Raw genomic sequence first — 23,340 nt, 5'->3', positions numbered from 1 at the left:
AATTTTGTAAGTGTGACTGAAGAGATTAAAATTGCTCAATCATTACAGCTTAATATTGACTCGCTTTAATTAAATTTTTTGTGTAATTATTCAACGGCTTGTCAAATAAATCTTGGGTATCTTGGAACTCGATAACCTTCGCCTCTTTCAGCACCAATACTTTCTGACAAAGTGCTTTGACTACTTGCAAGTCATGACTAATAAATAAATAGCTCATTTGATAGTCTTGTTGCAATTGACGCAATAATTTCACAATTGCACGCTGTGTGGTTCGGTCAAGTGCAGATGTTGGCTCATCAAGAATCAATAATTTAGGTCGCAGTACCACTGCACGTGCCAAGGCGACACGTTGTCGTTGTCCTCCTGAAAGCTGATGCGGATAAAGTTGTTTCACGACAACAGGTAATTCAACTTTATTCAAAATTTCATTGATCCGAATAATCATTTCTGATTCTTTTAAATTTTGTAGTGCCAAGCCCTCTCGAATAATCTGATCGACCGTCATTCTTGGGTTTAAACTGCTTAATGGATCTTGAAAGACAATCTGAAAATTGCAGCGTAGCGGTCTTAATTTGCGTTGATTCAAGCGATTAATATCTTGATTTAATAAAACAATATTACCTGTACTTTCAATCAGTCTTGCAATTGCCAAAGCTAAAGATGTTTTGCCAGAACCGCTCTCTCCGACAATCCCAATGGATTCAGCACGATTCAAACGCAAATTTAAAGGCTTAACCGCAATAAAATAATCTTGGATTCGATTTAAAACTCCTTTCCGAATTGGAAATTTGACCCCGAGTCGATGTAAAGACAGTACCAAATGACTGTCATTCGGTACTGGATTGGCTTCACCAAAGTTATAATCCAGTAAATATTGGGTATATGCTGTTTTAGGTTTTAGAAAAATATCTCGAACTAAACCCTTTTCTTCAACTCGTCCCTGATTCATCACGATCACTTGATTGGAATATTTACGAACCAAATTCAAGTCATGGCTAATCAGGATCATCGCCATTTTATGATTCAAAATCAGCAATTGTAATAAGTTTAAGACTTGGGATTGTAAGGTAACATCCAATGCTGTGGTTGGCTCGTCTGCAATAATAATTTCAGGTTTTTGTGCCAATACTGAAGCGATTAAAACACGTTGTCTTTGCCCGCCCGACAGTTCATGTGGATAACGTTGTAACTTATCCTCAGGATCATCCATCCCTACATCACACAATAAATCATAGACACGTTTTCTGGCTTTTTCTTTAGACATCCCTTCTAAAATTAAGGTTTCACCCACAATCCGTTCTACTTTATGCAATGGATTTAAAGCGGTCATCGGTTCTTGAAAGATCATGGCAATTTTTTTACCACGAATATTTAATATACCATTTTGATTGAGTGCCAATAAGTCGTGTTGATCATAGACAGCTTGCCCTGAAACTTTTAAATCATCGGGAAGTAATCCCAGTAAAGCCAAACCGCTGATAGATTTCCCGGACCCACTCTCCCCGACAATCGCTACAGTTTCACCGACATGTAAATCAAAATTCAGATTCTCAACCAGCACTTTCTGTTGTTTATTTTCAATGTGCAAATGTTTAACAGACAATAATAAAGATTCATCATTATTTTTGGCGTCTTGGATCGAATGCATCGCGTGTCGCCTCCCCAATATAAATTAATAATGACAAAACCAACGCCAATGTAAAAAAACCTGAAAGTGCAAGCCACGGTGCATCTAGGTTATTTTTACCTTGTAGCAGTAACTCTCCCAAAGATGCGGCATCAGGTGGTAAGCCATAGCCTAGAAAATCCAACGCCGTAAGTGCTGTAATATTTGCAGTCAACATAAAAGGTAATTGTGACAAGCTTGAACTCATGACATTCGGCAGAATATGCCTAAAAATAATCACTAAATCGCTTACACCTAATGCACGCGCTGCTTGCACATAATCCAAGTGACGCGCACGAAGGAACTCCGCTCGCACAATACCCACCAACTCTGTCCAGCCAAAAATCAACATGATCAAAAACAGCCAATACACACTCGGCGTAAACAAACTGACTAAAATAATCACCATGAATAAAGTGGGTAATCCTCCCCAAACTTCAAGGATTCGTTGCCCAATCAAATCAATCCATCCACCATAATAGCCCTGAATCGCACCCACAACGACACCAAGAAAAGCAGCAAACAACGTAAGGGCAAAACCAAATAACAAGGATATACGTAATCCATACAGGATTCTGGCCAAAACATCACGTCCTTGGTCATCTGTTCCCAACCAATTTTGCGTTGTAGGTGGTGATGGCACAGGGACAGCTAAATCTAAATTAGGGGTCTGATAGGAGAAGCGTAGAATAGGCCAAATCGCCCAGCCTTTTTCATCAATCAGCTGTTGAACAACAGGATCTCGATAATCAGCTTCAGTTTCAAAAACTCCACCAAAGGTTGTTTCTGGATAGGCTTTAAACACAGGCATGTAATAGTGCTGATCGTATTTGACCAATACTGGCTTATCATTGGCAATAAATTCAGCTGAAATAGAAATCACAAACAGTGCCATAAATAGAATAAAACAGCCAAAGCCCAATCGATTTTGTTTAAATTTCTCTAAACGGGCATGCATGATTGGTGACATTATTTCGCACCTCTTGATTCAAAATCAATCCGAGGGTCAATCACCCGATACAACACATCGCAAATCAATCTTAAAATCAGACCAAAGAGGGTCAAAAAGAATAAAGTACCAAAAATCACAGGATAATCACGCTGTTGTACAGCTTCAAAACCCAGTAAGCCTAATCCATCTAAATTAAAAATTATTTCGATCAGTAAGTTACCTACAAAAAACACCCCCACAAGCACTTCGGGTAACCCTGCCACAATCACCAATAAGGCATTACGGAATACATGTTTGTAGAGCACTGTATTTTCGGTCAAACCTTTGGCACGTGCAGCGAGTACATAATGCTTATTTAACTCTTCCATAAATGTATATTTTGTAAGATAGGTTAAACTGGCAAAACCACCCAGCACCATTGCCAACAAAGGTAAAGCCATGTGCCAAAAATAATCAATCACCTGCTCAAACAAGTTCAAACTGTGAAAGTTGTCTGATACAAAACCCTGTAATGGAAACCACTGAAAATAAGAACCACCAGCAAAAAATACGATCAACAAAATCGCAAAGACAAAAGCAGGAACGGCATAACCTACAGCGAGTAGCAATGATGTTGCTCGATCAAAAAAAAGACCATTCTGTTTGGCTTTCCTTATACCCAAAGGAATGGAAATTAAGTAAATCAGCAAAGTGCTCCATAAACCCAAAGACATTGTGACTGGCATTTTTTCGAGTAAGAGTTCTGTAACAGGTTTATCTTTAAAAAAACTGCTACCAAAATCAAAAGCCAAATAATTGCTCAGCATCAGTCCAAAACGTCGATACGCGGGTTGATCAAAACCATATTGCTTTTTGATTTGCTCAACCATTTCTTGGCTCAAACCTTGCGCACCACGATACTCATGACGGTCAATCGAAGCAGAAATCCCACCCGTGCCGATATTATCTCGTTGAAAGTTTTCTGCTTGCTGAATCGCCTGTTCAACAGGTCCGCCTGGTGCAATTTGAACCACAACAAAATTGATCAATAAAACAAAGAACAATGTTGGAATGATCAGTAATAGCCTTTTGAGTATATATGTGCCCATTGCAACAAGGTTCCTTATGTCCTCATGAGGATGGATGAATCAATTTAACTACGACTTAATTTGAGTCACTTATGTTTTGCATACTATTGTCTTTTAGACAATTTTTTTCATCGATTATCTTTTTAAATATTGCTCTACTTTTTTAGTTTCAATCGGATCAGCCCACCAATACTCCAAACCGAGTGATAGTTTGGGTTTAATTACAGGTTGATGATACATGTTCCAATAGGCATACCAATTTTTATCATTGCCATAGGTCAGAATTTGATAATAACCAGCACGTAACACACGATCGAGTACACGTGTATGTAATACCAGTTGTTCACGATTTGGGGAAGCAATCATCTTTTGGATCAATTGATCAATCACAGGATTTTTAATTCCTGCATAGTTATAATTGCCTACCTCATCTGCCGCTTTAGAACCCCACATTTGAGCCTGTTCAGCACCTGGTGTCAAAGATTGTGGCATGTCCATTGGCGTCATCTGAAAATCCAAACGGCGCATACGTTCAGTATATTGCGGCAAATCCACTTGGCGAATCGTGGCTTGAATACCGAGTTTTTTTAAATTGCGTATATAGGGCAGTAAAGTTCGTTGCGCACCATCCTGATGAATCAAAAACTCAATGCGAATAGGTTTCCCCTGCTGATCAAGCAATTGACCTTGGTAAAAACGATACCCTGCTTTTAATAAAATAGAACGTGCAATCAACAGGTTTTGACGATTAAAACCACTGGCATCAGAAACAGGATATTGCCAATCTGCTAAAACACCTTCTCGTTGTAAAGTTGGAAGTTGTTTAAGATAAGGTTTAAGAATCTCTAGTTCTTGAACACTGGGTTTCGCCGTTGCAGCTAGCTCACTGTTTTGAAAATGGCTTTGTAGTCGAATATTTTGACCATATAACAAAGCTTTGTTGATCCATTCAAAATCATAAGCATAGGTTAAGGCCTGTCGAAAATACAGATCATTAAAAGGTGTTTTTCGGGTATTAAATACCAAACTTTGAGTTAATGCCGGTGTTTGAATTTTAGCGGTATAAGTTTTGACTAGTCCTGCTTTTACCGCAGGAAAATGATATGCAGTCACCCAATTGCGCGCGCTTTTCTCTTGGTAAAATGTATACTGTCCGGACTTAAAGCCCTCAAAAGCAACTTCAGGACTGCGATAATAAACATATTTGATTCGATCAAAGTTATAACGTCCGCGATTGACAGGCAAGTCTTTTGCCCAATAGTGTGGGTTCCGTCTATAAGTAATACTACGTCCAGAATCAATTCGTTCAATTAAATAAGGACCAGATCCTAAAATCGGTTGCAAAGTCACTTTGCTATAGTCTTTATTTTTCCAATCCGCTTTTGAGTAAATTGCGATCTTTGCCAAAATATAAGGCATATCAGGATTATGGGCAGATTTAAAGGTCATTTTTACCTGATACTTGGACAACACTTCCGTTTTTGCCAAATCAGATAAATACATTTGAAAGCCAAGATTGGCTTTGGTCTGAATCGTATCAAAGCTAAATTTGATATCTTCAGCGGTGACTGGTGACCCATCACTAAAACGGGCTTGAGGATTTAGGTGAAAAATGACATATTTGGTTTTAGCGGGATCATAACTGACTTTTTCAGCAAGTAGTGGATATAACACTCCTGGTTCATCCAACGAGCTATCCATCAAGCTATCAAATACATAGTTGATTCCTTCAGTCGAACTGCCTTTGCCATTCAAACTGTTTAAATTATCAAATGTACCAATACTTGACGTACTGATATAACCGCCTTTGGGCGCATTGACATTGGCATAAGGCATGACCTGAGCTTTGACATATAATGGCGAATTATGAACCGCAATATAAGGTGTAGTCTGAATTGCAGCAGCTACATCCACTGCAATACCTCCCCCCAATGCCAATACGAATGTACTGACATGTGTAAAACTCAGGTGCATTCCCCTACTTTCCTTGATTCAAAAAATCATTTTGAAAATTTAAATCACTCAGTAAATCCATCTATCACCCAAATCAATTAAAGATTTGGAACTTTGATAATACTGCCAATACGTAAAGCGGCATTTGGTTTCAGATCATTCATCTCAGCTAATGCACCAGTATCGATACCGAACTTACTGGCTAAACGAATCAATGAGTCGCCACTTTTCACTTTGTACTCAGTGACAGTTTTAGGAATACGAATGGATTGACCGCGCTGTAAACCAGCACGTGGACTTAAATCATTCATCTCAGCCAGTTCTTGTACGGATAAACCCACACGACTGGCAATGACATTTAAAGATTCACCTGCCTTAACAGCATAACTTTCAGTATTCTTACTCGCTGCTTTAGATGAAGACTTTGCTGAAGCTTTTAAGTCTTCCTTTTCCTTAGAAAGCGAGGATTTACTGGGCAAATCTCCTTCAATTTTCAGACGTTGTCCAACATCAAGTGCTTGATTACGAGATAAACCATTTAAGTCGCTCAAATAGCTCAACTGTAATTTATATTTCTTGGCAATACTTGCCAGCGTCTCACCTGATTTTACGACATGAATGTCCTTGCTTGAAGCTTCAGATTTTGCTTCACTTTTGCTATGTGCTCTGTCTTTAGCACTACTTTCAGGTGTCCCTGTTAATTTGAGCTTTTGTCCAACCAGCAAACCTGAGGTCGTCGTTAGACCATTTAACTCAGCAATTTGGTTAACTTGTAAATTATATTTGTTGGCAACTGCAATCAAACTATCGCCCGATTGAACTGTATAGGTCTCTGGAGTAGAACTTCCAGCAGGAATTTTGATCACCTGACCTACAAGTAAGTTTCGAGATGGAGAGAGTTTATTCAACTCAGCCAACTCCGTTAAAGATAATTTAGACTGTGCTGCAATACTGGATAAACTATCACCACTTTGAACTTTATAGTTTTCCGTTTTATAGCTAGGTTCAGATTTCAGATTTTTAAACTTACTTTGCTCAGCAACTTTCGACTCAAGCTTGTTCTCTTGCTCATTCACTTCATTAAGGGGCACATTGATTTTTTGCCCGACAAACAAACTGCTTGAAATATCTAATCCTGGAGTTAAATCAGCAAGTTCATGTACTGATAATGCATAACGATCAGCGATGATTTTGAGATATTCACCACGTTTGACCACATAAGATTTAGTTCTTACTTTGGCAACTGGCTTAGATGTATCTGCTCGAACCACAGTCTTATTAATTTCTGATAATTTATCATCAGCAGTATCTTTAAGTTTTAATTTTTGACCAACAAATAAATTACTGTTGGTATTCAAATTGTTATAACTTGCCAATTGTGAAACCGATAAATCAAATTGGTTGGCAACGCCAGTTAAGCTGTCATTCGGTTTAACCACATAAGTGGTCGGTGCTGACTCTGTTGCTTTCCGTGAGGTGATAGGTGCGTCAATCTGTGGTTTTGCATCATACAAATACAATGTTGCACCAACAAATAAAGTTCCATTTGGATCCACTTGGTTCCATTTGGCAATGTCACGCCAATTGACTCCATTTTTCAAAGCAATCGTTGCTAAAGTATCACCTGGCAAAACAGTATAAGTGCTGCGTTTACCTTTAGGAGGTTCCACCACGACTTCAGTATCAGTTTTCTTAAAGTTCTTATCTTGATTCAGTTTCGCTTCTTCAGAATTTGCAGGTGTAGTATCAGCCAAGCCTTTAGGATATGCAAATCCAACGGTATTTTCTCTACCCTGCACTTCTGCGACTGATTGACTGGTCTGAATCGCAGTCAGTTTAATTTTGCCGTCATACGGGTCTAAAACTTCCGTACCTTGTGGCGCAATTGCTTTAATTTCTTTAACAACTTCTTCTTTTTCTGCTTGTGTTGCTTGTGGTTCTAACACTTGTTTAACTGTTTCTTTTTCACCTTCGGCTTTCACCGCGGCAAGAATTTGAGCCTTTTCTCGTGCAGAAATCGGTGGCTCCACTGCTACAGGTTTAACATTGGCAGCCGTAGTAACGGCAACAGGAATACGTGGTGCACTTGGAATATCTGCATTGGCGGCAAATCGCGCCAAAGCATCTGAGCCCTGTGGCGTATTCTTTAAAGTATTTACTGAATTTGCAGTGCTGGTTGTCGTAGTGGTTGCTTTATTTGAACTCAATACAGGTGGCGTAGTACGGGTCGGCGTAATCGATTGCGTTACTGTAGACGTTACACCAGCAGGTGTTAAAGTCTGGGTTGCTGTCGTTGGGCTATTATTGCTTGCCCAAAATCCACCATCAGAGCTTGATTTTAAAGCTCTTAACTTGGAATCAATTGTTGGGCTTAAATCAGCAGGAATCAAAATTCGTAAAGTACTTGATGGATCAACAACTTCACCACGATGCCCCGGATTCAGCGCGTACAATTCCGCACGGCTTAAACCTGTGATGGACGCAATTTGATTCAATTGTGCACCTGGTGGAACAGCGACTTCTCTAAAATGCGGACGATTGGCAATCGGCGGTAAACTTACACCATATTTAGATGGATTTTTAATGATTTGTGCGACCGCCAAAAAACGCGGAACATAGTTCATCGTTTCTTGTGGTAATCGCAATGACCAATAGTCTGTTGGCAACCCTGCTGCTTGGTTTCGATTAATTGCCTGTTGAATTCGTCCTGGACCAGCATTGTATGCTGCCAATGCCAATTCCCATGAACCAAACTGATTATACAAACCACCTAAAAACTCATATGCTGCACGAGTGGACTCAACCACATCACGACGCCCATCGTACAAACTGGTTTGTCTTAAACCGTAAATTTTACCTGTGCTTGGTATGAACTGCCACATTCCCGCTGCCGCAGCACTACTGGTTGCAGCAGGATCGTAAGAACTTTCAATGATTGGTAATAATGCCAATTCAGTTGGCAAACCGCGACGTTCAGCTTCTTTTACTGTATGGTAAAGATAACGTGATGCACGGGCACTCAAACGATCTATATAAGGTTGACGAGAAACAAACCAGCTTCGTTGTGCATCAATCCGTGGGTCCCAATGGTTTTCATCCATTTTAAAACCAACAGACATGCGCTTCCAAACGTCACCGTGTTTTAAAATCAATAAACGATCACCTTCTACCGCACGCATATCAGTTGCTGACAGAAGATCCTCTAGTGAATCCAAACTGTTCGCGTCCAACATTCCTGACGACTTTGATGTTTGAGTTTTTGACGTCGATGGGTTCGAAGAACACCCAGCAGTCAAACCCAGTGCCGCCAATGCAGATGTTAATAGTGATAGTTTAAAGAAAACAGATGCAGTAGGTTGCCACACCATTGTGGTAGGTTTAAACATAAGGGTTCCGAACAACATTTAGTAAATTATTTTATCTTTGCCATTTTAGTAGAGCTTAGGGCGCATACAAGGCAAAATTTGAATGCGAATTGCATACAAATGTTACAAGAAATTAAAAAAATCTCAGTTCATGCGTAGAAAACGCTGATTTGCGTATACAATAAATTCTTAAACCGCGATGTTCAACTCTTAATTCACTTTCATTGGTTATTACTATGTCACAAACAATCACACTTTATGTCGACGGTGCTTGTAAAGGCAACCCAGGTCCTGGTGGCTGGGGTGCTTATATCATCACTGAAACTGAAGAGCATAAATTGTGTGGTGGTGAGCTGGATACCACCAATAATCGTATGGAGCTGAGTGCTGCTATTGAAGGCATTTCATTTTGCCCCACAGAAGCGAAACTGATTATTTGGACCGACTCCAACTATGTGAAGCGCGGTATTACCGAATGGATTGAAGGTTGGAAAAAGAAAAATTGGAAAGATGTCAAAAATCCTGATTTATGGCAAAAACTGGATCGCGTATGTAGAGGTCGTGAAATCGAATGGAATTGGATTAAAGGTCATGCAGGTCATGCAGGAAATGAAATGGCTGATCAATTGGCAAACTTAGGTACGGAACAAACATTGGCAGCAAAAAATGCGAAGATGCCTCAATCAGCCACCGAACAGAGTGTAGAAAATAATGATAAAAAAAAAGATGAAAAAGACTGGTTGCTTGATGATCCCTTCGGATTTGACCTGATGGAATCCGATGAAACTATCGATACTGAATTGCCAACACCCAAACAAACTGTGACAAGCTCTGAAACACCAAATAATAATTTGCGCCATGAAGATGTAGTTGAACAGGTTGAACAAAGTACTCAAATGAAAGATATGAATATTCACCCGCAAATTGTGATTACACCTGCGACTATAGAGCTGCATGGACCTAAACAGTTTATTCTTGATACCGAAACCACAGGTTTTTATTATCAGGACAGTGATCGAATTGTTGAAGTTGGTGCGATTGAAATGGTCAACCGTAAACTCACAGGCAGTTCGATTCACATCTATATTAATCCAGGAAAACCTGTAGGTGAGTCAGAAGCCATCCACGGGATCACTGATGAATTTTTAAAAGACAAACCCAAGTATGAGGAAATTGCAGAAGTCCTATTCGACTACTTAAAAGGCAGTGAAATCATTGCACATAATGCAAGCTTCGATATGAACTTCTTGGACATGGAATTCAAACGCAGTGGTCTTCCTGCCCTGTCTGAAGTGTGTACAGTGACTGATACTTTAGCGATGGCTAAAAGTAAGCATCCAGGACAAAAAAACTCTTTAGATGCACTTGTTCGACGTTACGAAATTGTTCAACGTGATCGTACTTTCCACGGCGCATTGCTTGATGCTGAAATTTTAGCCGATGTTTATCTCGCAATGACAGGCGGACAAGTATCCTTTGACATGGATGCTATTTCTGCACATACTGAACAAGCTCAGGGGAATACAACACGGCAAAAAATTGAAATTGATGTTCCAGTAATTTACGCTTCAGATGAAGAATTGGAAGCACATGAGAACTGGGTCAATAAATATCAAGAAAAACATGGGGAAGCCTGCATTTTTGCAAAATAAAATTTCCTATTTAGGCTGATTTTTTTCTGTAAAAAGTCCCTTGTTCAGCTATATTAAAACTTAGAAAATTAGCCTCGTTTTGAGGCTATGCAATAGAACATTTAGATACCCAGGAAAGGTGCAGATCAATGTCTTACCAAACCTCTATACATTTTGATCCGACGGCATTACTGATTATTAAAAAAGAAGTCGATAATTCAATTTTACAAGTTGAATCTGCTGTCAGCAGTTTAGTTGAAGATCAAACTTTACCCTTTGGTATTGATGATGCATTGCTACAACTGGAACAATGTAGTCATGTACTGATGCTGATTGACATGCCTCAAGTTGCCAAAATTGCCGAACTTTCAGCACAAGTTATGCGTAAAATCATGCAAAATCCACGTGAAATCAATACTCAAGATGTGATTGCATTGAGCGAAGGTACAACCATGCTCAAACGTTACATCGAGTTTAGTTGTCTACGTGAAGTCAAAGTGCCACAATTTTTGCATGATACACTAAACCGCTTGGAACTTTCTTTAGGTTTAGAACTCACGCCAGAAGGTCAAGCTATTATGCCACTACTGGATTGCGTGACGCCTAGTTTTAATCTCTTACAAACTCCAGATTTGGAACGTTCAGTGCATGTACATAAGCTTTATAAGCTGTGTCTGCATAAACTCTTAAATCAACAAGAGACGGATTTAGATCTGCAAGGGATAAAACTGGTTGGCAATTATTTAGCCAATATCGCTCAAGGACAACCGAGTGCTCAATATTGGGCGCTGATTGCTGTGGCTTTAAATCAGATTGAAAATATTATCCTCAACGATACACGTTTAAGAACATTAATTAGCATCGAAACCAACATTTCATCATTCTTTAAAGACCTTGCAGGATTTATTCCATCCTTAACCGATACTGCAAATGTATTGAGTATTTGTATTAGTCAGGAAGATGAAATTTCTCAACACATTCGTGAGCAAATCAATGTAGGCGAAGATATTTTAACGGATACTCAATTACAGATTTTTAGTCGTCATTTGTACGGACCAGATTTCGATACGATTCATAGTGTCAGCCAGCTCATTACAGATGAAATGTCGCAAATCCGTAATGATATCGAGTTTAATTATCAAAATATGAGTGATGAAAAAACTCAAGAATTAAAGAGTAAACTCACAGACCTTGCACATGTATTTAAAGTACTTAACTTAAATGAAGCCTATAGCGAACTAAAACAGCAAGCTGATCTGTTGTCTCAAGAAAACATGCTGAGAGATGAAAACTATGCACAGCAATTGATGAATAGTATTCTATCTGCGATGAACTCTATTGGAATTCTTGAACGCAATTACACTTCTAATCGCTTGCAATTAAAGGTCAATAATCTACATATTTCTTTAGACCGTCTTGATGAAGCTCACACCGCTTTACTGACTGAAACTAAGGCAATGGTCGATTTAAGCTCACAAACACTGGTTCAATATTTACAAGATCCGCAGTCTACAAGTCTAGAACTACTACCTTCTCAATTATATGAAATTGGAGGAGCTTTATTGTTCCTTGCAGCCAAAGATGGTCAAAAGGCATTGGCACAGTCTGCTGAATTTATTCAGTCTGGACTCAACAAAGAACAGATATTTAACCAACAACAGATCAATAAACTTCTAGATGTGTTAGCCAGTGCAGATATGATGATTGAAAATCTACAGAACAAACAACCTGTTTTGCAAACGATGTTTGATGTAGCATTAGCAAGTAGTCAAAATTTAAAATCGGTAGCCTAATGTCAGAATTATCAGTTGCTTATATCTTTCATCACCAACAACTTTTAGTAGATGAAAACTTACAACTTCCGAAAGTAGAGAAATTGGCAAGTGATATCAGTTTTAACTCGGGTGATCAAATCATTGCCCGAGATCTTTTTATCGAAGATGAAATTCCTCAAGGTTATCAACTGATTCCAATTCGACAGCTCATCTCACAATGGACAAAATCTGAATTTGAACAAGCTAGTCGAGCAGTGCAACTGCTTGAATGGCGTCGAAATCATAAATTTTGTAGTCACTGTGGACATGAAACAGAAGTTCACCCGATTGAATATGCAATGGTTTGCCCTGCCTGTCGTTATCACCAATACCCTCGCGTACAGCCATGTATTATTACGGTGATCACACGCGGCGACAATGAAATTTTATTGGCTAAAAATGCCAAGAATAAAAGTAATATGTATGGTCTGATTGCAGGTTTTGTTGAAGTCGGTGAAACCCTTGAAGAAGCGGTAAAGCGTGAAACTTTGGAAGAAGTCGGTTTAAAAGTAAAGAATGTACAATATTTATCGAGTCAACCGTGGCCTTTTCCAAGCAATTTGATGCTCGCCTTTAAAGCCGAATATGAGGCGGGTGAAATCGTATTGCAAGAAGAAGAGATCAGTGATGCGCAATTTTTCAAATTTGATCAATTGCCTGAAACGCCGTTCACAGGCAGTATTGCACATGCCATGATTGAACATGTGATTCACAATACACCGATGCACCAAGATTAATTTGATCCATATCCTTAATAAAAAGCCTAGCGATTGCTAGGCTTTGTTCATTGCATCATCGAGTACTTTTATAATTTCCGATCGTGTCATAAAGAAACGACTGAATAAACTCGAAACACTTCCCATAATCGAGATATGTCCCGTTTTAGGAATCGTCAAGATTTCACAATGATTACCTTGTTCATGTAATTGTTGTTTGAAATCAAATGAGTTCTGAGGCTTTACGATTTGATCATTTTCAGCCAGAAATAAATAATGCTTTACATCATTCTTGGCAACAAAGTAATAAGGCATCACTTGTTGATATGGAATCGCCTGATCAAATGCATCTTCAGCCAAAGCATCACCTTTATAATCAAAATGATAAGGTCCCGCAATTCCAATCATGGCTTTGATGTTTGGTTTTAGCGCCAAAGCATAACTTTTGGGATGATAAAGCAATGAGGCAATATTAAATGCCCCAGCTGAATGCCCCATGAGTGCAATTTTATCTGTAGTAATCCCTAAACGTGTTTGCTGTTGTTCAAGATAATTCAAAGCAACGGCTAAATCATCAACATAGCTTGGAAACTTATGTTCAGGTGCTAAATGATAATTCATAATCGCAACGTTATAGCCATAGCGACTAAATGCTTCACCTACAAATTTATAGGCACTTTTATCACCATGATTCCAAGCACCACCATGTACAAAAACAATTAAAGCTTTGTTTTGTGTTTGATGGGAAAGATATAGATCTAAACGTTGTCGAGCTTTTAAACCATAAGCAATGTTTGATTTTATGGAATACCCCTTTTTAGGGGTTAGTCCATTGATCGTTATGCTGCCTAAATCATATAAACGAAAATCTTGATAATGTGCTTTAAACTTGACTTTAAGCTGTTGAAATTGCTTATCAAGTTTATTTTTTAGCAATTCTAATCTATTGTTGGATAACATTATTGTTTTGCCCTGAAGCATCTGGATCAATTGCAACAGGGGTTTGCACATCTGGCTGTTGTGCATTGTTTACCACAGGTGCCGTAAACGATGAAGTTTGAACTGAATTATTTGCTTGCTCAACATTGTCAATCAAGGTCACAATTTTAGTCACATTTCCAACCTTTTGTAGAACATCATTTAAATCTGCGATTTCAGCATTATTTAAACGACCCAAAACATACAGTACGCCATCTTCAGTATGAACCAAAACTTTGTTATCAGAAACGACAGGCGCTTTCATGATTAAGCCACGCGTATTTACGGTGACAGAAGCGTCTTGCATAATCGTGCTATAGCCGATTTGATTGCCAACAGTTAAATAATTATGTACCGCTTTTACGTCACTCATTGCACGTAAATTGTCTTCGGCAAGCTGCTTTAAATGTGCATCAGGCACTTGTCCAGTCAGTAAAACATTACTATGGAAACTATTAATATTTACACGAGATTGTTTAAATCGAGCATCCAGCTTATATAGATTAATTTTCGCAGTACGCTCAATAGAAGAATCAATAAAAACCTGCCCTAAAGATCGGACACCGCTTTCTGTTCCCACTGGTGAAGAACCAGTACCACCTGAGATAAAACTAGCGCAACCAGACAAACTTGCTACACACATCATGGTGATGACAATACGCTTTAACACTCAGCAAGACTCCTAATGATTTTAACTGACAACACAACATCCTGATTACTCATTAAGATGTTGGAACATATCTTTTTTTTGATAAAAAACTGTGAGGCAATTCTTCATCACAGATTAATCAAGTCTGCATCCAAAGTAAATGCATTTTCAATCCAAGACTGATCATAAGAGATTTTACTTAAGTCTTGCTGTACGTTTTTTGCAATTTTATGATGTAAATCAAACCCAATTACATCAAAACGACTATAATACTGTTCATATTGCGGATATTCTTGTAAAAACCTAAACGCCGTTTTGATCATTTTTTGTTGCTTAATCAAATTCACAGCTTCAAAGGCATATCCCCTATAGCTTGACGTTCTGGCTTTCACTTCAATAAAAACTAATTCTTGCTGTGCCTCAGCAATAATATCGATTTCGCCAAAGCGAGAAAAATAGTTCAATTTGACAATCGTGTAGCCAGACTGCCGCAGTATTTTTACTGCCTCATGCTCTGCCCATTCCCCTAAATTATTTTTAGCCATCGATCATTCAACTATAAGGGCACTAAGTTATTTTTAGAGCGCTCAAAACATTGTGGAATGCGCTCAACGCGATTACCTTCAATTTTAATTTTTCCTGTCCGCCCATTAAAGGTTAGACTTTTGACATTGGGATCTAACACAAATTGTTCAGCAATGTACCAAGCATCACCACCAAACGCATATAAACGTTGATAAGGTAATGACGTTGGTTGATCCTTATAGGCTTTCACCACATCTTCCCATTCTTTGATATACAAAGCAGGCACATCACAGAACTTCATGCCTTTCGGTAATGTTTTACTTTCATTCACGGCGATCGCTTGAGTATAAATATTCTTTTTCTTTAACTTCTTTAAATTTGCCAACCATTGATTTGACCCAAGCAATAAAATACCTTCACTTGCTTTGGTCGTATTTGGCATCGCATCTACTGGGTCAACTTCTCCTGCATAATTTGCGAAAAGTGCATTTAAAAAGCTGATTGATTCTGCCTCAGTGCCCTTTTCACGAACAACATAGAGTTTGCTCACTTTATCATGCTGAATATAATCCAGAAGTGCTAAAGCATCGTCATTTTTAGACAGACTATATTGCCAAACATTTTTATGGGTCGGATACACCTCATTCAAAGCAAGCACTGGAACTTTTGGTTTTAAATTAATCAATGCTTCTACATCTGGACGTGCCAAAGGACCAATAATCATTTTGGTCTTTTTATTCACATTTTGCTTCAATATGGTTTTGATGGGTTTTTGATCAGAATCGACAAATTTTAATGGAATTTGGTTCTTGGATGCATGAGATGCATTCAATATTCCTTGTTTGATACTTAAACCTGCTCGCGACATGGGACCTGTTTCAGGTAAGATAACAAGAATTTCTGCGTGAACTTGGATTGTAAATCCAATTATTCCCAAACATACCAGTCTTTTAATACTGTTCAACACTATCTTATTTTTCATGGAGACCTTTATGAGTGCTCAATTATTTGTCGTAGCGACCCCAATTGGGCACTTAGATGATATGACTTTCCGTTCTATTGAAGTTTTAAAGTCGGTTTCTATTATTGCGGCAGAAGATACCCGCCAATCCGCTCAATTATTAAAACATTATAATATCTCAACTCCACTTACAGCGTGTCATGATCATAATGAAAGTAACAAAATTGATATACTTATCGAAAAATTAAAGCAAGGTCAAGATATTGCACTGGTCAGTGATGCTGGAACCCCGCTCATTAGTGATCCTGGATTTAAATTGGTTCGTGCTGCACAAGACAATGGAATCCGTGTCATTCCTGTACCGGGCGCTTGCGCTGCAATTGCAGCTTTGTGTGCTGTTGGCTTACCTAGTGACCGTTTTAGTTTTGAAGGCTTTCTATCTTCAAAACAATCTCAGCGCTTAATACAACTAGAAAAATTAAAATATGAAACGCAAACCATGATTATCTATGAAGCGCCCCACCGTATTTTAGACAGTGTCAAAGATATGGCTCAGGTTTTTGGTGAACAACGCCCCGTCGGTTTCGCTCGCGAGATCACCAAGACCTTTGAAACTATTAAAAAAATGACGCTAGGTGAATTGGTGAGTTTTATTGAAAATGATCATCACCAACAAAAAGGTGAGATCGTTTTAGTCATCGGTGGTCTACCTGATGCCAAAGATCAAGATGTTGAACAAGATAAGTTAGATCAACTACTCACACGATTATTACAGGACTTATCTGTTAAAGCTGCATCGCAACTCGCAGCTGATTTAATGGGTATCAAAAAGAAAATTGCTTACCAACGAGCGTTAGAACTCACCAATCAATAATCACGTGATATAACAACAAAAGTAGAATGATCATCATTGAGGAATAGGATGTTTAGTGGCTGTTCCTCAATGTATCTAAGAATATGATTGAACATTTATTTTTATTTATCAGAAATTTTAACTTATGATCAATAAACCAAAGATTCAAATTTTTAAAATATCAAAACCACGACTCTTTTTATTGTCATGGCTGATGACATCATCTTTATTTGCTGCACAAGATCCGGATTTTAATGAACCACTTCAACTGTCAGGTGATTTTGCTCAATTTAATATCCATAACTCCTCTGGCTATTACAAAGGGAACTTTAGCGCTAAACAAGGAAGTATGCAGATCACAGGAAATGAAATACAGCTCAATCAAGAGAAAAATAAACAACTTGTGTCTATCATCGCTTTTGGTACCCCTCTAAAACTGAATAAGAGAATCTATAAAACGAAAGAAAACATTCAGGCTTCTGCAAATAAAATGATTTTCGATGCGAAAAAATCAATAATCACTCTAGAAGGTAATGCAATGATTAGAAGTGATATTGGAAAACAAATTAAAAGTTCAAAAATTACTTATGATTTAATCAGTAATGACTTTGAAGCAATTGGGAATGATCAACAACGTGTCGAAATCATCATGCAACCTTAAGCGTTGAATTAATCAGCCGCCCCTAATCAAATTTTAAAGACATTAAAAAAGCACCTGACGGTGCTTTTAAAATCAATCTCTTGCAGATTCATCAGGGGGAACTTCAGTAATTTTCCCACCACGCGCTAAAAATGCAGCGACTTCATCTTCTAATGCTTCACGTTGTCTTTTTTTCGCAGTCACTGTGAGTGTTTCTGCTTCAGCCAAATCTGTATCAGACACCGTTGATTCACTTACCGCAGCACCTTTTTCCGCTGCTTTAGCTTCATCATCGTCAACTGCATGATCTTCTGAATTATCATCATAATCATTTGTATCTGTCATCTTGAACTCCCCATCAACGACGTCAATTTACCATCCAAAAAATGGTGATGTTTTACAGAGAAATGTACCAATCTCTTGCGGATTCGACTAGTCTCTAGATACATAAAATCGTGTTTTTTTTCATCAAATTCGTAATATTGTTTAAATGATTGTTTAAAAAGTATCAGTCAACTCATGAAATGGCATATTGCGTGCTTTTTAACGTTTCTAACCCACTGGCTTTTGTTAAAAATTGATCTTTTAAAAGCGGAGTATTTTCCACTTGTTTCAGTCCAAAATTACGCGCCCAGATCATAGGAAAGAATTCAGCAGTTTCCAAGAAACCAATCATCGACATGCTATGCATCATGGCATCATTTTGCCCTTTACGTGTGTGTTCATAACGTTTTAAGGTCTGTTGGTGTGCCCATACACCACGCTTTTTATCTTGCAATAAGACATCACAAAGCACTGCCGCATCCAAACAACCTATATTCACTCCTTGCCCGGCCAAAGGATGAATCACATGTGCTGCATCACCAATCAATGCCAACCCTTCCTTGACATAACGCTGCGCTGCGCGTGCTTTGAGTGGAAATTTTGCACGTGGTGTTGCTTCAATTATTTCACCCAACATATGATGACTTTCACGGGTGAGCAACTGGCAAAAATTTACATCATTCAAACTGGCATATTCATCTGCATAATCATCAGGCAGTGTCCAGACAATTGAAATCCAATGCTCAGCTTGTTGAGGATTCAAACTCGCCATCGGTAAAAATGCCAAAGGACCAGTTGGATGGAAAATTTGACGAGCCACATAACGGTGCGGTTGTGTGGTACGAATCGCACAAGTCAAACCTGCTTGCTGATAATCAAGAATATCGTAATCAATAAAAGCCTGCTCACGCACAAATGAGTTTGCCCCATCTGCCCCTATGACCAATTTGGTCTTTAACTGACTGCCATCTGCAAGATGGATTATCCAACAACCAACGCCTTGTTCAACACGAACGACTTTCACCTCGGTACGATAGTCGTTTAATTGTTCCAGCATTTGTTGTTGAATGGCGAGATTTAATAAGCTGGGTTCAACCATTGAACCTAAACTATGTTCATCCGTCGGAAAATTTATGGATTCTTGACCAAAATTAATTTCTCCATAACCATTTTTATTCCAGACTTGCATCCCTGTATAAGGCATCTTTCGGGCAATTTTATCCCAAACATTCACAGTTTTAAGTAAATGAATGGTTGCTTGACTGAGTGCCAAAACTCGTGGATTCGCTTGGGCTAAAACTTTTTGCTCGTCTAAAATGGGTGCTGCGTCTAATACTGTTGCTTGAACACCGCCTTGCGCCAAAAGTAATGCGGTTAAACCGCCTACCAGACCGCCACCAATAACAATAACATCTAAAACATTTTGTTCTATCATGCTTTTAACCCCATTGCGTAATTGGCAACCAAGGGTTTTATTCCAGGGATGACATCAAATGCAACTAACCCTGTGTTACGTAATAATTTTAAAACTGGATTCTGATTACTAAAGCCTCGTACAACCGAATCACAAAATTTGATGACCCGTTGTTGATCTGTTAAGCGAGCCTGTTCATATGCCTTTAACATCTCAGGCTCACCTATATCTTCAGACTTAGCCATTTGTGCTGTGATATAACGCAGCAATACATCAGCATCACGCATGCATAGATTAAATCCTTGCCCTGCCACAGGGTGAATCGTATGTGCCGCATTTCCCATTAAGATCACACGTCCGACCGCCTGTTTATCTGCCAGCACTTGTGACAATGGGAAACTAAAACGTTTGCCTGTCTTTTGGAATTTACCTGCACGATCTCCATAGGTTTGCTGTAAGGCATCCAGAAAATGTTGATCATTCTCTTCCCCTAGCCACTCACCCTCTGTTCCTTTTTTTACCGGCCAAACAACTGAACGGCGGCATTCACCAGGCAAAGGTAATAATGCTAATGGACCTAAGTGGCTAAAGCGTTCAAAACCCACTTGCTGATGCGGTTTAGACGTTTGTACAGTGGTAACAATTGCAACTTGATCATAATCATGTACATCCACACCGACGCCTAAGGCTTGACGGCAAAAAGAGTCTCGACCATCTGCTGCAATCACCAATTTAGCTTTGATTGAATGACTATATTCTTCACCACGACTTGCTTCTACATAAACAAAGTCATTGTCTTGTTTTAAAGAGTTTACTTGCACACCATCAATCAACTCTATAAGAGGTTGTTGTCTTACCTGAGTAAGAAGTACCCGTCCAAGCCATGCATTTTCAATCACTTGCCCAAAGCTTTCGACTTTTTCTTGATCTGCTTTTAAACGGGCTTTACCGAAACTGCCTTGCTCTGTGATATGAACTTCAAGAATCGGGGTTGCATGCTCTTGTAAAGCATTCCACAAACCGAGCTTTTGATAAATTTGTACAGTACGACGTGAAAGTGCTGTATTTCGAGCATCAAAACTTGAATGATAAGCTACAGCATTGTTGTCATCATAATTTGGGTATTTCACCGCTTCTAAGAGCTTTACCGCAATATTCGCTTTCGCCAACATGAGAGCCAAACTCAGCCCAACCATTCCACCGCCAACGATGATGACTTCTTGTTGCATGCTTTGATCCTTTCTATACGTGATTCAGCTTACTGAATACTTATGATCTTGATGAATTTTATCTTACATCAAGCGCGATTATTTTTATATTGAAATAGGAAATTGTTGCTATCATTTGTACTGAATCAATACGTTATTTTAAAAAAGACACATCATATCTAATCAAGAGCTAACAATGACGTTGTAAGCGTTTTAAATTTAGAAAAAAGCGCAATATTGTCAAAATATTGCGCTTGTTGAAGCCATTTCAATGCAATGGCTCAGTCGAACATCAATAATTAACATATTCAGTTGTGGGATGCCATCAAGGCTTCAATATCCTCAATCGTTTTCACAACATTCTTAGTCAACACCAAAGGACCGTGTTCGGTTGCCACGACATCATCTTCAATTCGGATACCAATGCCACGCCATTTTTCCTCGACAGTTTCATCATCTGGCGCAATATATAGACCTGGCTCTACTGTAACCACCATGCCTTGCTCATAGGTTCGCCATTGACCATTGTCATCTTTATAAGCACCAACATCATGTACATCCATACCTAGCCAATGCCCAGTTCCATGCATATAGAACTGACGATAACTTTCAGATTCGATAATTTGATCAACATCACCTTGCATAATTCCAAGTTCAACCAAACCTTCAACCAGAATTCGTACTGCTACCGTATGCGGTTCTTTATAAGAGTTTCCAATTTGAATCGCTTCTATCGCTGCAATTTGTGCATCTAAAATAATTTGATACAAGGCTTTTTGTTCAGGACTAAATTTGCCATTCACGGGAAAAGTCCGTGTGATATCTGAAGCATAACATTCATATTCACACGCCGCGTCAATCAACACCAGATCACCGTTTTTTAGGGGCTGATTATTTTCTACATAATGTAAAATACAGCCATTTTTACCACCACCGACAATGCTGTTATAGGCAGGTACACAACCATGCTGACCGAAAATATAATTCAATTCAGCTTCTAAAGCATATTCCATCATTTCGGGACGAACTGTTTGCATGGCACGGGTATGCGCATCCGCACTAATATTTGCTGCGATTTGCATCAATTCAATTTCTTCAGCTGATTTATGCAAACGCATTTCATCTAAAATCTGATCAAGTTGCATAAGCTGTGTTGGCACGCCGAAACCACGACTGGATTCTTGTGCTTTGGAAATCCAATGCGTTATTTTGGCATCAAACTCTGCTCGTTGACCAATCCGATAGAATAGTTTTTCTTTATTGAGGATTTTGGCAATAATCTCTTCATCAAGCAGATCTATGGCATATGCTTCATCTGCTTCATAGTCATCAATTGCTCCATCAATTCCTGCTCGATAACCATTCCAAATTTCCATTTCACGGTTTCGCTCACGGCAAAATAGACTATAAATATACGTTTCACCAGTTTCATCTGTTTCGAACACTGCTACTGCTTGAGGTTCGGCAAAACCTGTAAGATAAAAGAAACTACTGTCTGCACGAAACTTATAGTCAGCATCTCTATTTCGCATGACTTCCGGACTAGTGGCGATAATTGCAATACTATTGGGACCCATTTGTTCAGCGAGGCGGTCACGACGTTCCTGAAAATCTGCTTGAGTTAATTTCATTCTCTATTCAGCTTGTCTTTCAGTTCATTAAATCAATTGGTGAATGTTTAAATTACAGTTTGATGGGGTAAGATGTAAATACGAATACAACAATATTTATCCATTTATTTTAAAAACAAAATCAGCAGTATTCTATGAGATTGATTGATCGATCCTTATCAATATCCTTAAAATGACTTGGTTTGGTGATCAAAATATATCCGCATATCATGATAAAAAAATGGCTGATTGTGGTCTCTAAATTTTAGAGATTTATACAATCAACCATTTCATTAAAACTTAGCAGTGCTTCATCTTGAACAAAAAATTTAACTTGGACGGTGTGGTGTAAACATTTCGACCACATTGTTACTTTCAGATGAGTCTATAGCTTGCTTCATTTTGCTATGGAAATTTTGCAACAAAGGACTTTCTGAAACTGGCACTTTTTTGCGCCCTACAGATAGGGATACTGGAATCAAGCGAACAAACTCATATAACTCTTCATAGCTTGCTTCACCCTCTTCATCGTCATCTGATTCATCAAACTCAACAGATGCAACATCTTGTAAACTTTCAATTAACTCTTGTTCGTCTGAACGAATGTGACCTGAAGCCAAACCAAAACCTAAAACAACGCCAGCACACCAGTCAGCCAAAGCTTGAACACGCTCCGATAACGTATGTTCATCATCTGGAAGCATCGGAAGATAGTCTAAATCATCTTCAGCAAGCGCATGTGACACATCTTCGGTTTCATCTGAGAGTACAGCCAATGCTTCATCGTCTAATTTTGGTACATCCAACGTCGATAAAATTTGTAACCATTCATCTCGGGTTGGCACTTCGGTAACACAAACTATACCTGTTAATAAGCCATGTAACTCACTCGGGCTTGAAATTTCCTCAATCCCTTTAAAATTTTGGTTCCAATCTGACCAACCTGAAATATCGTCTTGCATTCGCTTATCCAATCTCTATACTTCTGTATATATTACCTTTGATTGCAAATCT

Annotated in this window: 19 protein-coding genes; 5 read left to right on the top strand and 14 right to left on the bottom strand. The window is 38.7% G+C overall.

The annotated features are described in order from the left end of the window. Nucleotides 1-49: 49 nt before the first annotated feature. The 5 genes from AAV97_RS17525 to AAV97_RS17505 all read right to left on the bottom strand — a co-directional run bounded on the left by AAV97_RS17525 (nt 50) and on the right by AAV97_RS17505 (nt 9,024). Nucleotides 50-1,648, bottom strand: coding sequence for an ATP-binding cassette domain-containing protein (locus tag AAV97_RS17525; protein ID WP_046761261.1), 1,599 nt, complete (start codon nt 1,646-1,648; stop codon nt 50-52). Next, nucleotides 1,620-2,636 carry an ABC transporter permease gene (locus AAV97_RS17520; protein ID WP_005030432.1) on the bottom strand — a complete coding sequence of 339 codons (1,017 nt, stop codon included), beginning with the start codon at nt 2,634-2,636 and terminating at the stop codon, nt 1,620-1,622. The genes AAV97_RS17525 and AAV97_RS17520 overlap by 29 nt, the downstream gene beginning before the upstream one ends. Further along, the gene (locus AAV97_RS17515; protein WP_009586477.1) at nt 2,636-3,706 is read right to left on the bottom strand and encodes a microcin C ABC transporter permease YejB; all 1,071 of its coding nucleotides are present in this window, start codon (nt 3,704-3,706) and stop codon (nt 2,636-2,638) included. The genes AAV97_RS17520 and AAV97_RS17515 overlap by 1 nt, the downstream gene beginning before the upstream one ends. A 114-nt stretch (nt 3,707-3,820) precedes the next feature. Then, nucleotides 3,821-5,659, bottom strand: a complete 1,839-nt coding sequence (locus AAV97_RS17510) for an extracellular solute-binding protein (protein ID WP_046761260.1) — start codon at nt 5,657-5,659, stop codon at nt 3,821-3,823. Between the two features lie 77 nt (nt 5,660-5,736). Next, nucleotides 5,737-9,024, bottom strand: coding sequence for a LysM peptidoglycan-binding domain-containing protein (locus tag AAV97_RS17505; protein WP_046761259.1), 3,288 nt, complete (start codon nt 9,022-9,024; stop codon nt 5,737-5,739). Nucleotides 9,025-9,239: 215 nt separating this feature from the next. Here AAV97_RS17505 and dnaQ point away from each other — a divergent pair, with 215 nt between their 5' ends. The 3 genes from dnaQ to nudC all read left to right on the top strand — a co-directional run bounded on the left by dnaQ (nt 9,240) and on the right by nudC (nt 13,185). Then, complete coding sequence (gene dnaQ, locus AAV97_RS17500) at nt 9,240-10,655, top strand: DNA polymerase III subunit epsilon (RefSeq protein WP_046761258.1); 1,416 nt, start codon at nt 9,240-9,242, stop codon at nt 10,653-10,655. Nucleotides 10,656-10,783: 128 nt separating this feature from the next. Next, a complete protein-coding gene (locus tag AAV97_RS17495) occupies nt 10,784-12,427 on the top strand; it encodes a hypothetical protein (protein ID WP_046761257.1) in 1,644 nt (547 codons plus the stop codon). Next, a complete protein-coding gene (gene nudC / locus AAV97_RS17490) occupies nt 12,427-13,185 on the top strand; it encodes an NAD(+) diphosphatase (protein ID WP_046761256.1) in 759 nt (252 codons plus the stop codon). Before AAV97_RS17495 ends, nudC begins: the two co-directional genes overlap by 1 nt. Nucleotides 13,186-13,221: 36 nt before the next feature. On the opposite strand, the gene AAV97_RS17485 is transcribed toward nudC, so the two are convergent. The 4 genes from AAV97_RS17485 to AAV97_RS17470 all read right to left on the bottom strand — a co-directional run bounded on the left by AAV97_RS17485 (nt 13,222) and on the right by AAV97_RS17470 (nt 16,298). Beyond that, entirely contained in the window at nt 13,222-14,124 is a 903-nt protein-coding gene (locus tag AAV97_RS17485; RefSeq protein WP_046761255.1) for an alpha/beta hydrolase, read from the bottom strand. After that, nucleotides 14,108-14,812 (bottom strand): BON domain-containing protein, encoded by a 705-nt coding sequence (locus AAV97_RS17480; RefSeq protein WP_004831722.1) that lies wholly within the window; start codon nt 14,810-14,812, stop codon nt 14,108-14,110. The genes AAV97_RS17485 and AAV97_RS17480 overlap by 17 nt, the downstream gene beginning before the upstream one ends. 107 nt (nt 14,813-14,919) lie before the next feature. After that, on the bottom strand, nt 14,920-15,336 hold the full coding sequence (locus tag AAV97_RS17475) for a YraN family protein (RefSeq protein ID WP_046761254.1): 417 nt from the start codon (nt 15,334-15,336) through the stop codon (nt 14,920-14,922). 11 nt (nt 15,337-15,347) lie between these two features. Beyond that, nucleotides 15,348-16,298, bottom strand: a complete 951-nt coding sequence (locus AAV97_RS17470) for a penicillin-binding protein activator (protein WP_035301412.1) — start codon at nt 16,296-16,298, stop codon at nt 15,348-15,350. Nucleotides 16,299-16,308: 10 nt separating this feature from the next. Here AAV97_RS17470 and rsmI point away from each other — a divergent pair, with 10 nt between their 5' ends. Then, nucleotides 16,309-17,151, top strand: coding sequence for a 16S rRNA (cytidine(1402)-2'-O)-methyltransferase (gene rsmI / locus AAV97_RS17465; protein WP_004831728.1), 843 nt, complete (start codon nt 16,309-16,311; stop codon nt 17,149-17,151). 193 nt (nt 17,152-17,344) lie between these two features. Then, nucleotides 17,345-17,791 carry a lipopolysaccharide transport periplasmic protein LptA gene (lptA, locus tag AAV97_RS17460; protein ID WP_227561605.1) on the top strand — a complete coding sequence of 149 codons (447 nt, stop codon included), beginning with the start codon at nt 17,345-17,347 and terminating at the stop codon, nt 17,789-17,791. Nucleotides 17,792-17,863: 72 nt separating this feature from the next. On the opposite strand, the gene AAV97_RS17455 is transcribed toward lptA, so the two are convergent. The 5 genes from AAV97_RS17455 to AAV97_RS17435 form a co-directional block, all read right to left on the bottom strand. Further along, on the bottom strand, nt 17,864-18,115 hold the full coding sequence (locus AAV97_RS17455) for a hypothetical protein (RefSeq protein WP_042085725.1): 252 nt from the start codon (nt 18,113-18,115) through the stop codon (nt 17,864-17,866). 172 nt (nt 18,116-18,287) lie between these two features. Then, nucleotides 18,288-19,529, bottom strand: coding sequence for an FAD-dependent monooxygenase (locus tag AAV97_RS17450; protein WP_046761253.1), 1,242 nt, complete (start codon nt 19,527-19,529; stop codon nt 18,288-18,290). Further along, nucleotides 19,526-20,737, bottom strand: a complete 1,212-nt coding sequence (gene ubiH, locus AAV97_RS17445; protein WP_046761252.1) for a 2-octaprenyl-6-methoxyphenyl hydroxylase — start codon at nt 20,735-20,737, stop codon at nt 19,526-19,528. The genes AAV97_RS17450 and ubiH overlap by 4 nt, the downstream gene beginning before the upstream one ends. 287 nt (nt 20,738-21,024) lie before the next feature. After that, nucleotides 21,025-22,347 carry a Xaa-Pro aminopeptidase gene (pepP, locus tag AAV97_RS17440; protein ID WP_046761251.1) on the bottom strand — a complete coding sequence of 441 codons (1,323 nt, stop codon included), beginning with the start codon at nt 22,345-22,347 and terminating at the stop codon, nt 21,025-21,027. A gap of 308 nt (nt 22,348-22,655) precedes the next feature. Beyond that, a complete protein-coding gene (locus tag AAV97_RS17435) occupies nt 22,656-23,288 on the bottom strand; it encodes a UPF0149 family protein (protein WP_004831738.1) in 633 nt (210 codons plus the stop codon). Nucleotides 23,289-23,340: the final 52 nt, after the last annotated feature.

The sequence above is a fragment of the Acinetobacter sp. Ag2 genome, from assembly GCF_001005515.1.
Taxonomy (GTDB): Bacteria; Pseudomonadota; Gammaproteobacteria; order Pseudomonadales; family Moraxellaceae; genus Acinetobacter; species Acinetobacter bereziniae.
This window is presented reverse-complemented; position numbering and strand designations above follow the sequence as displayed.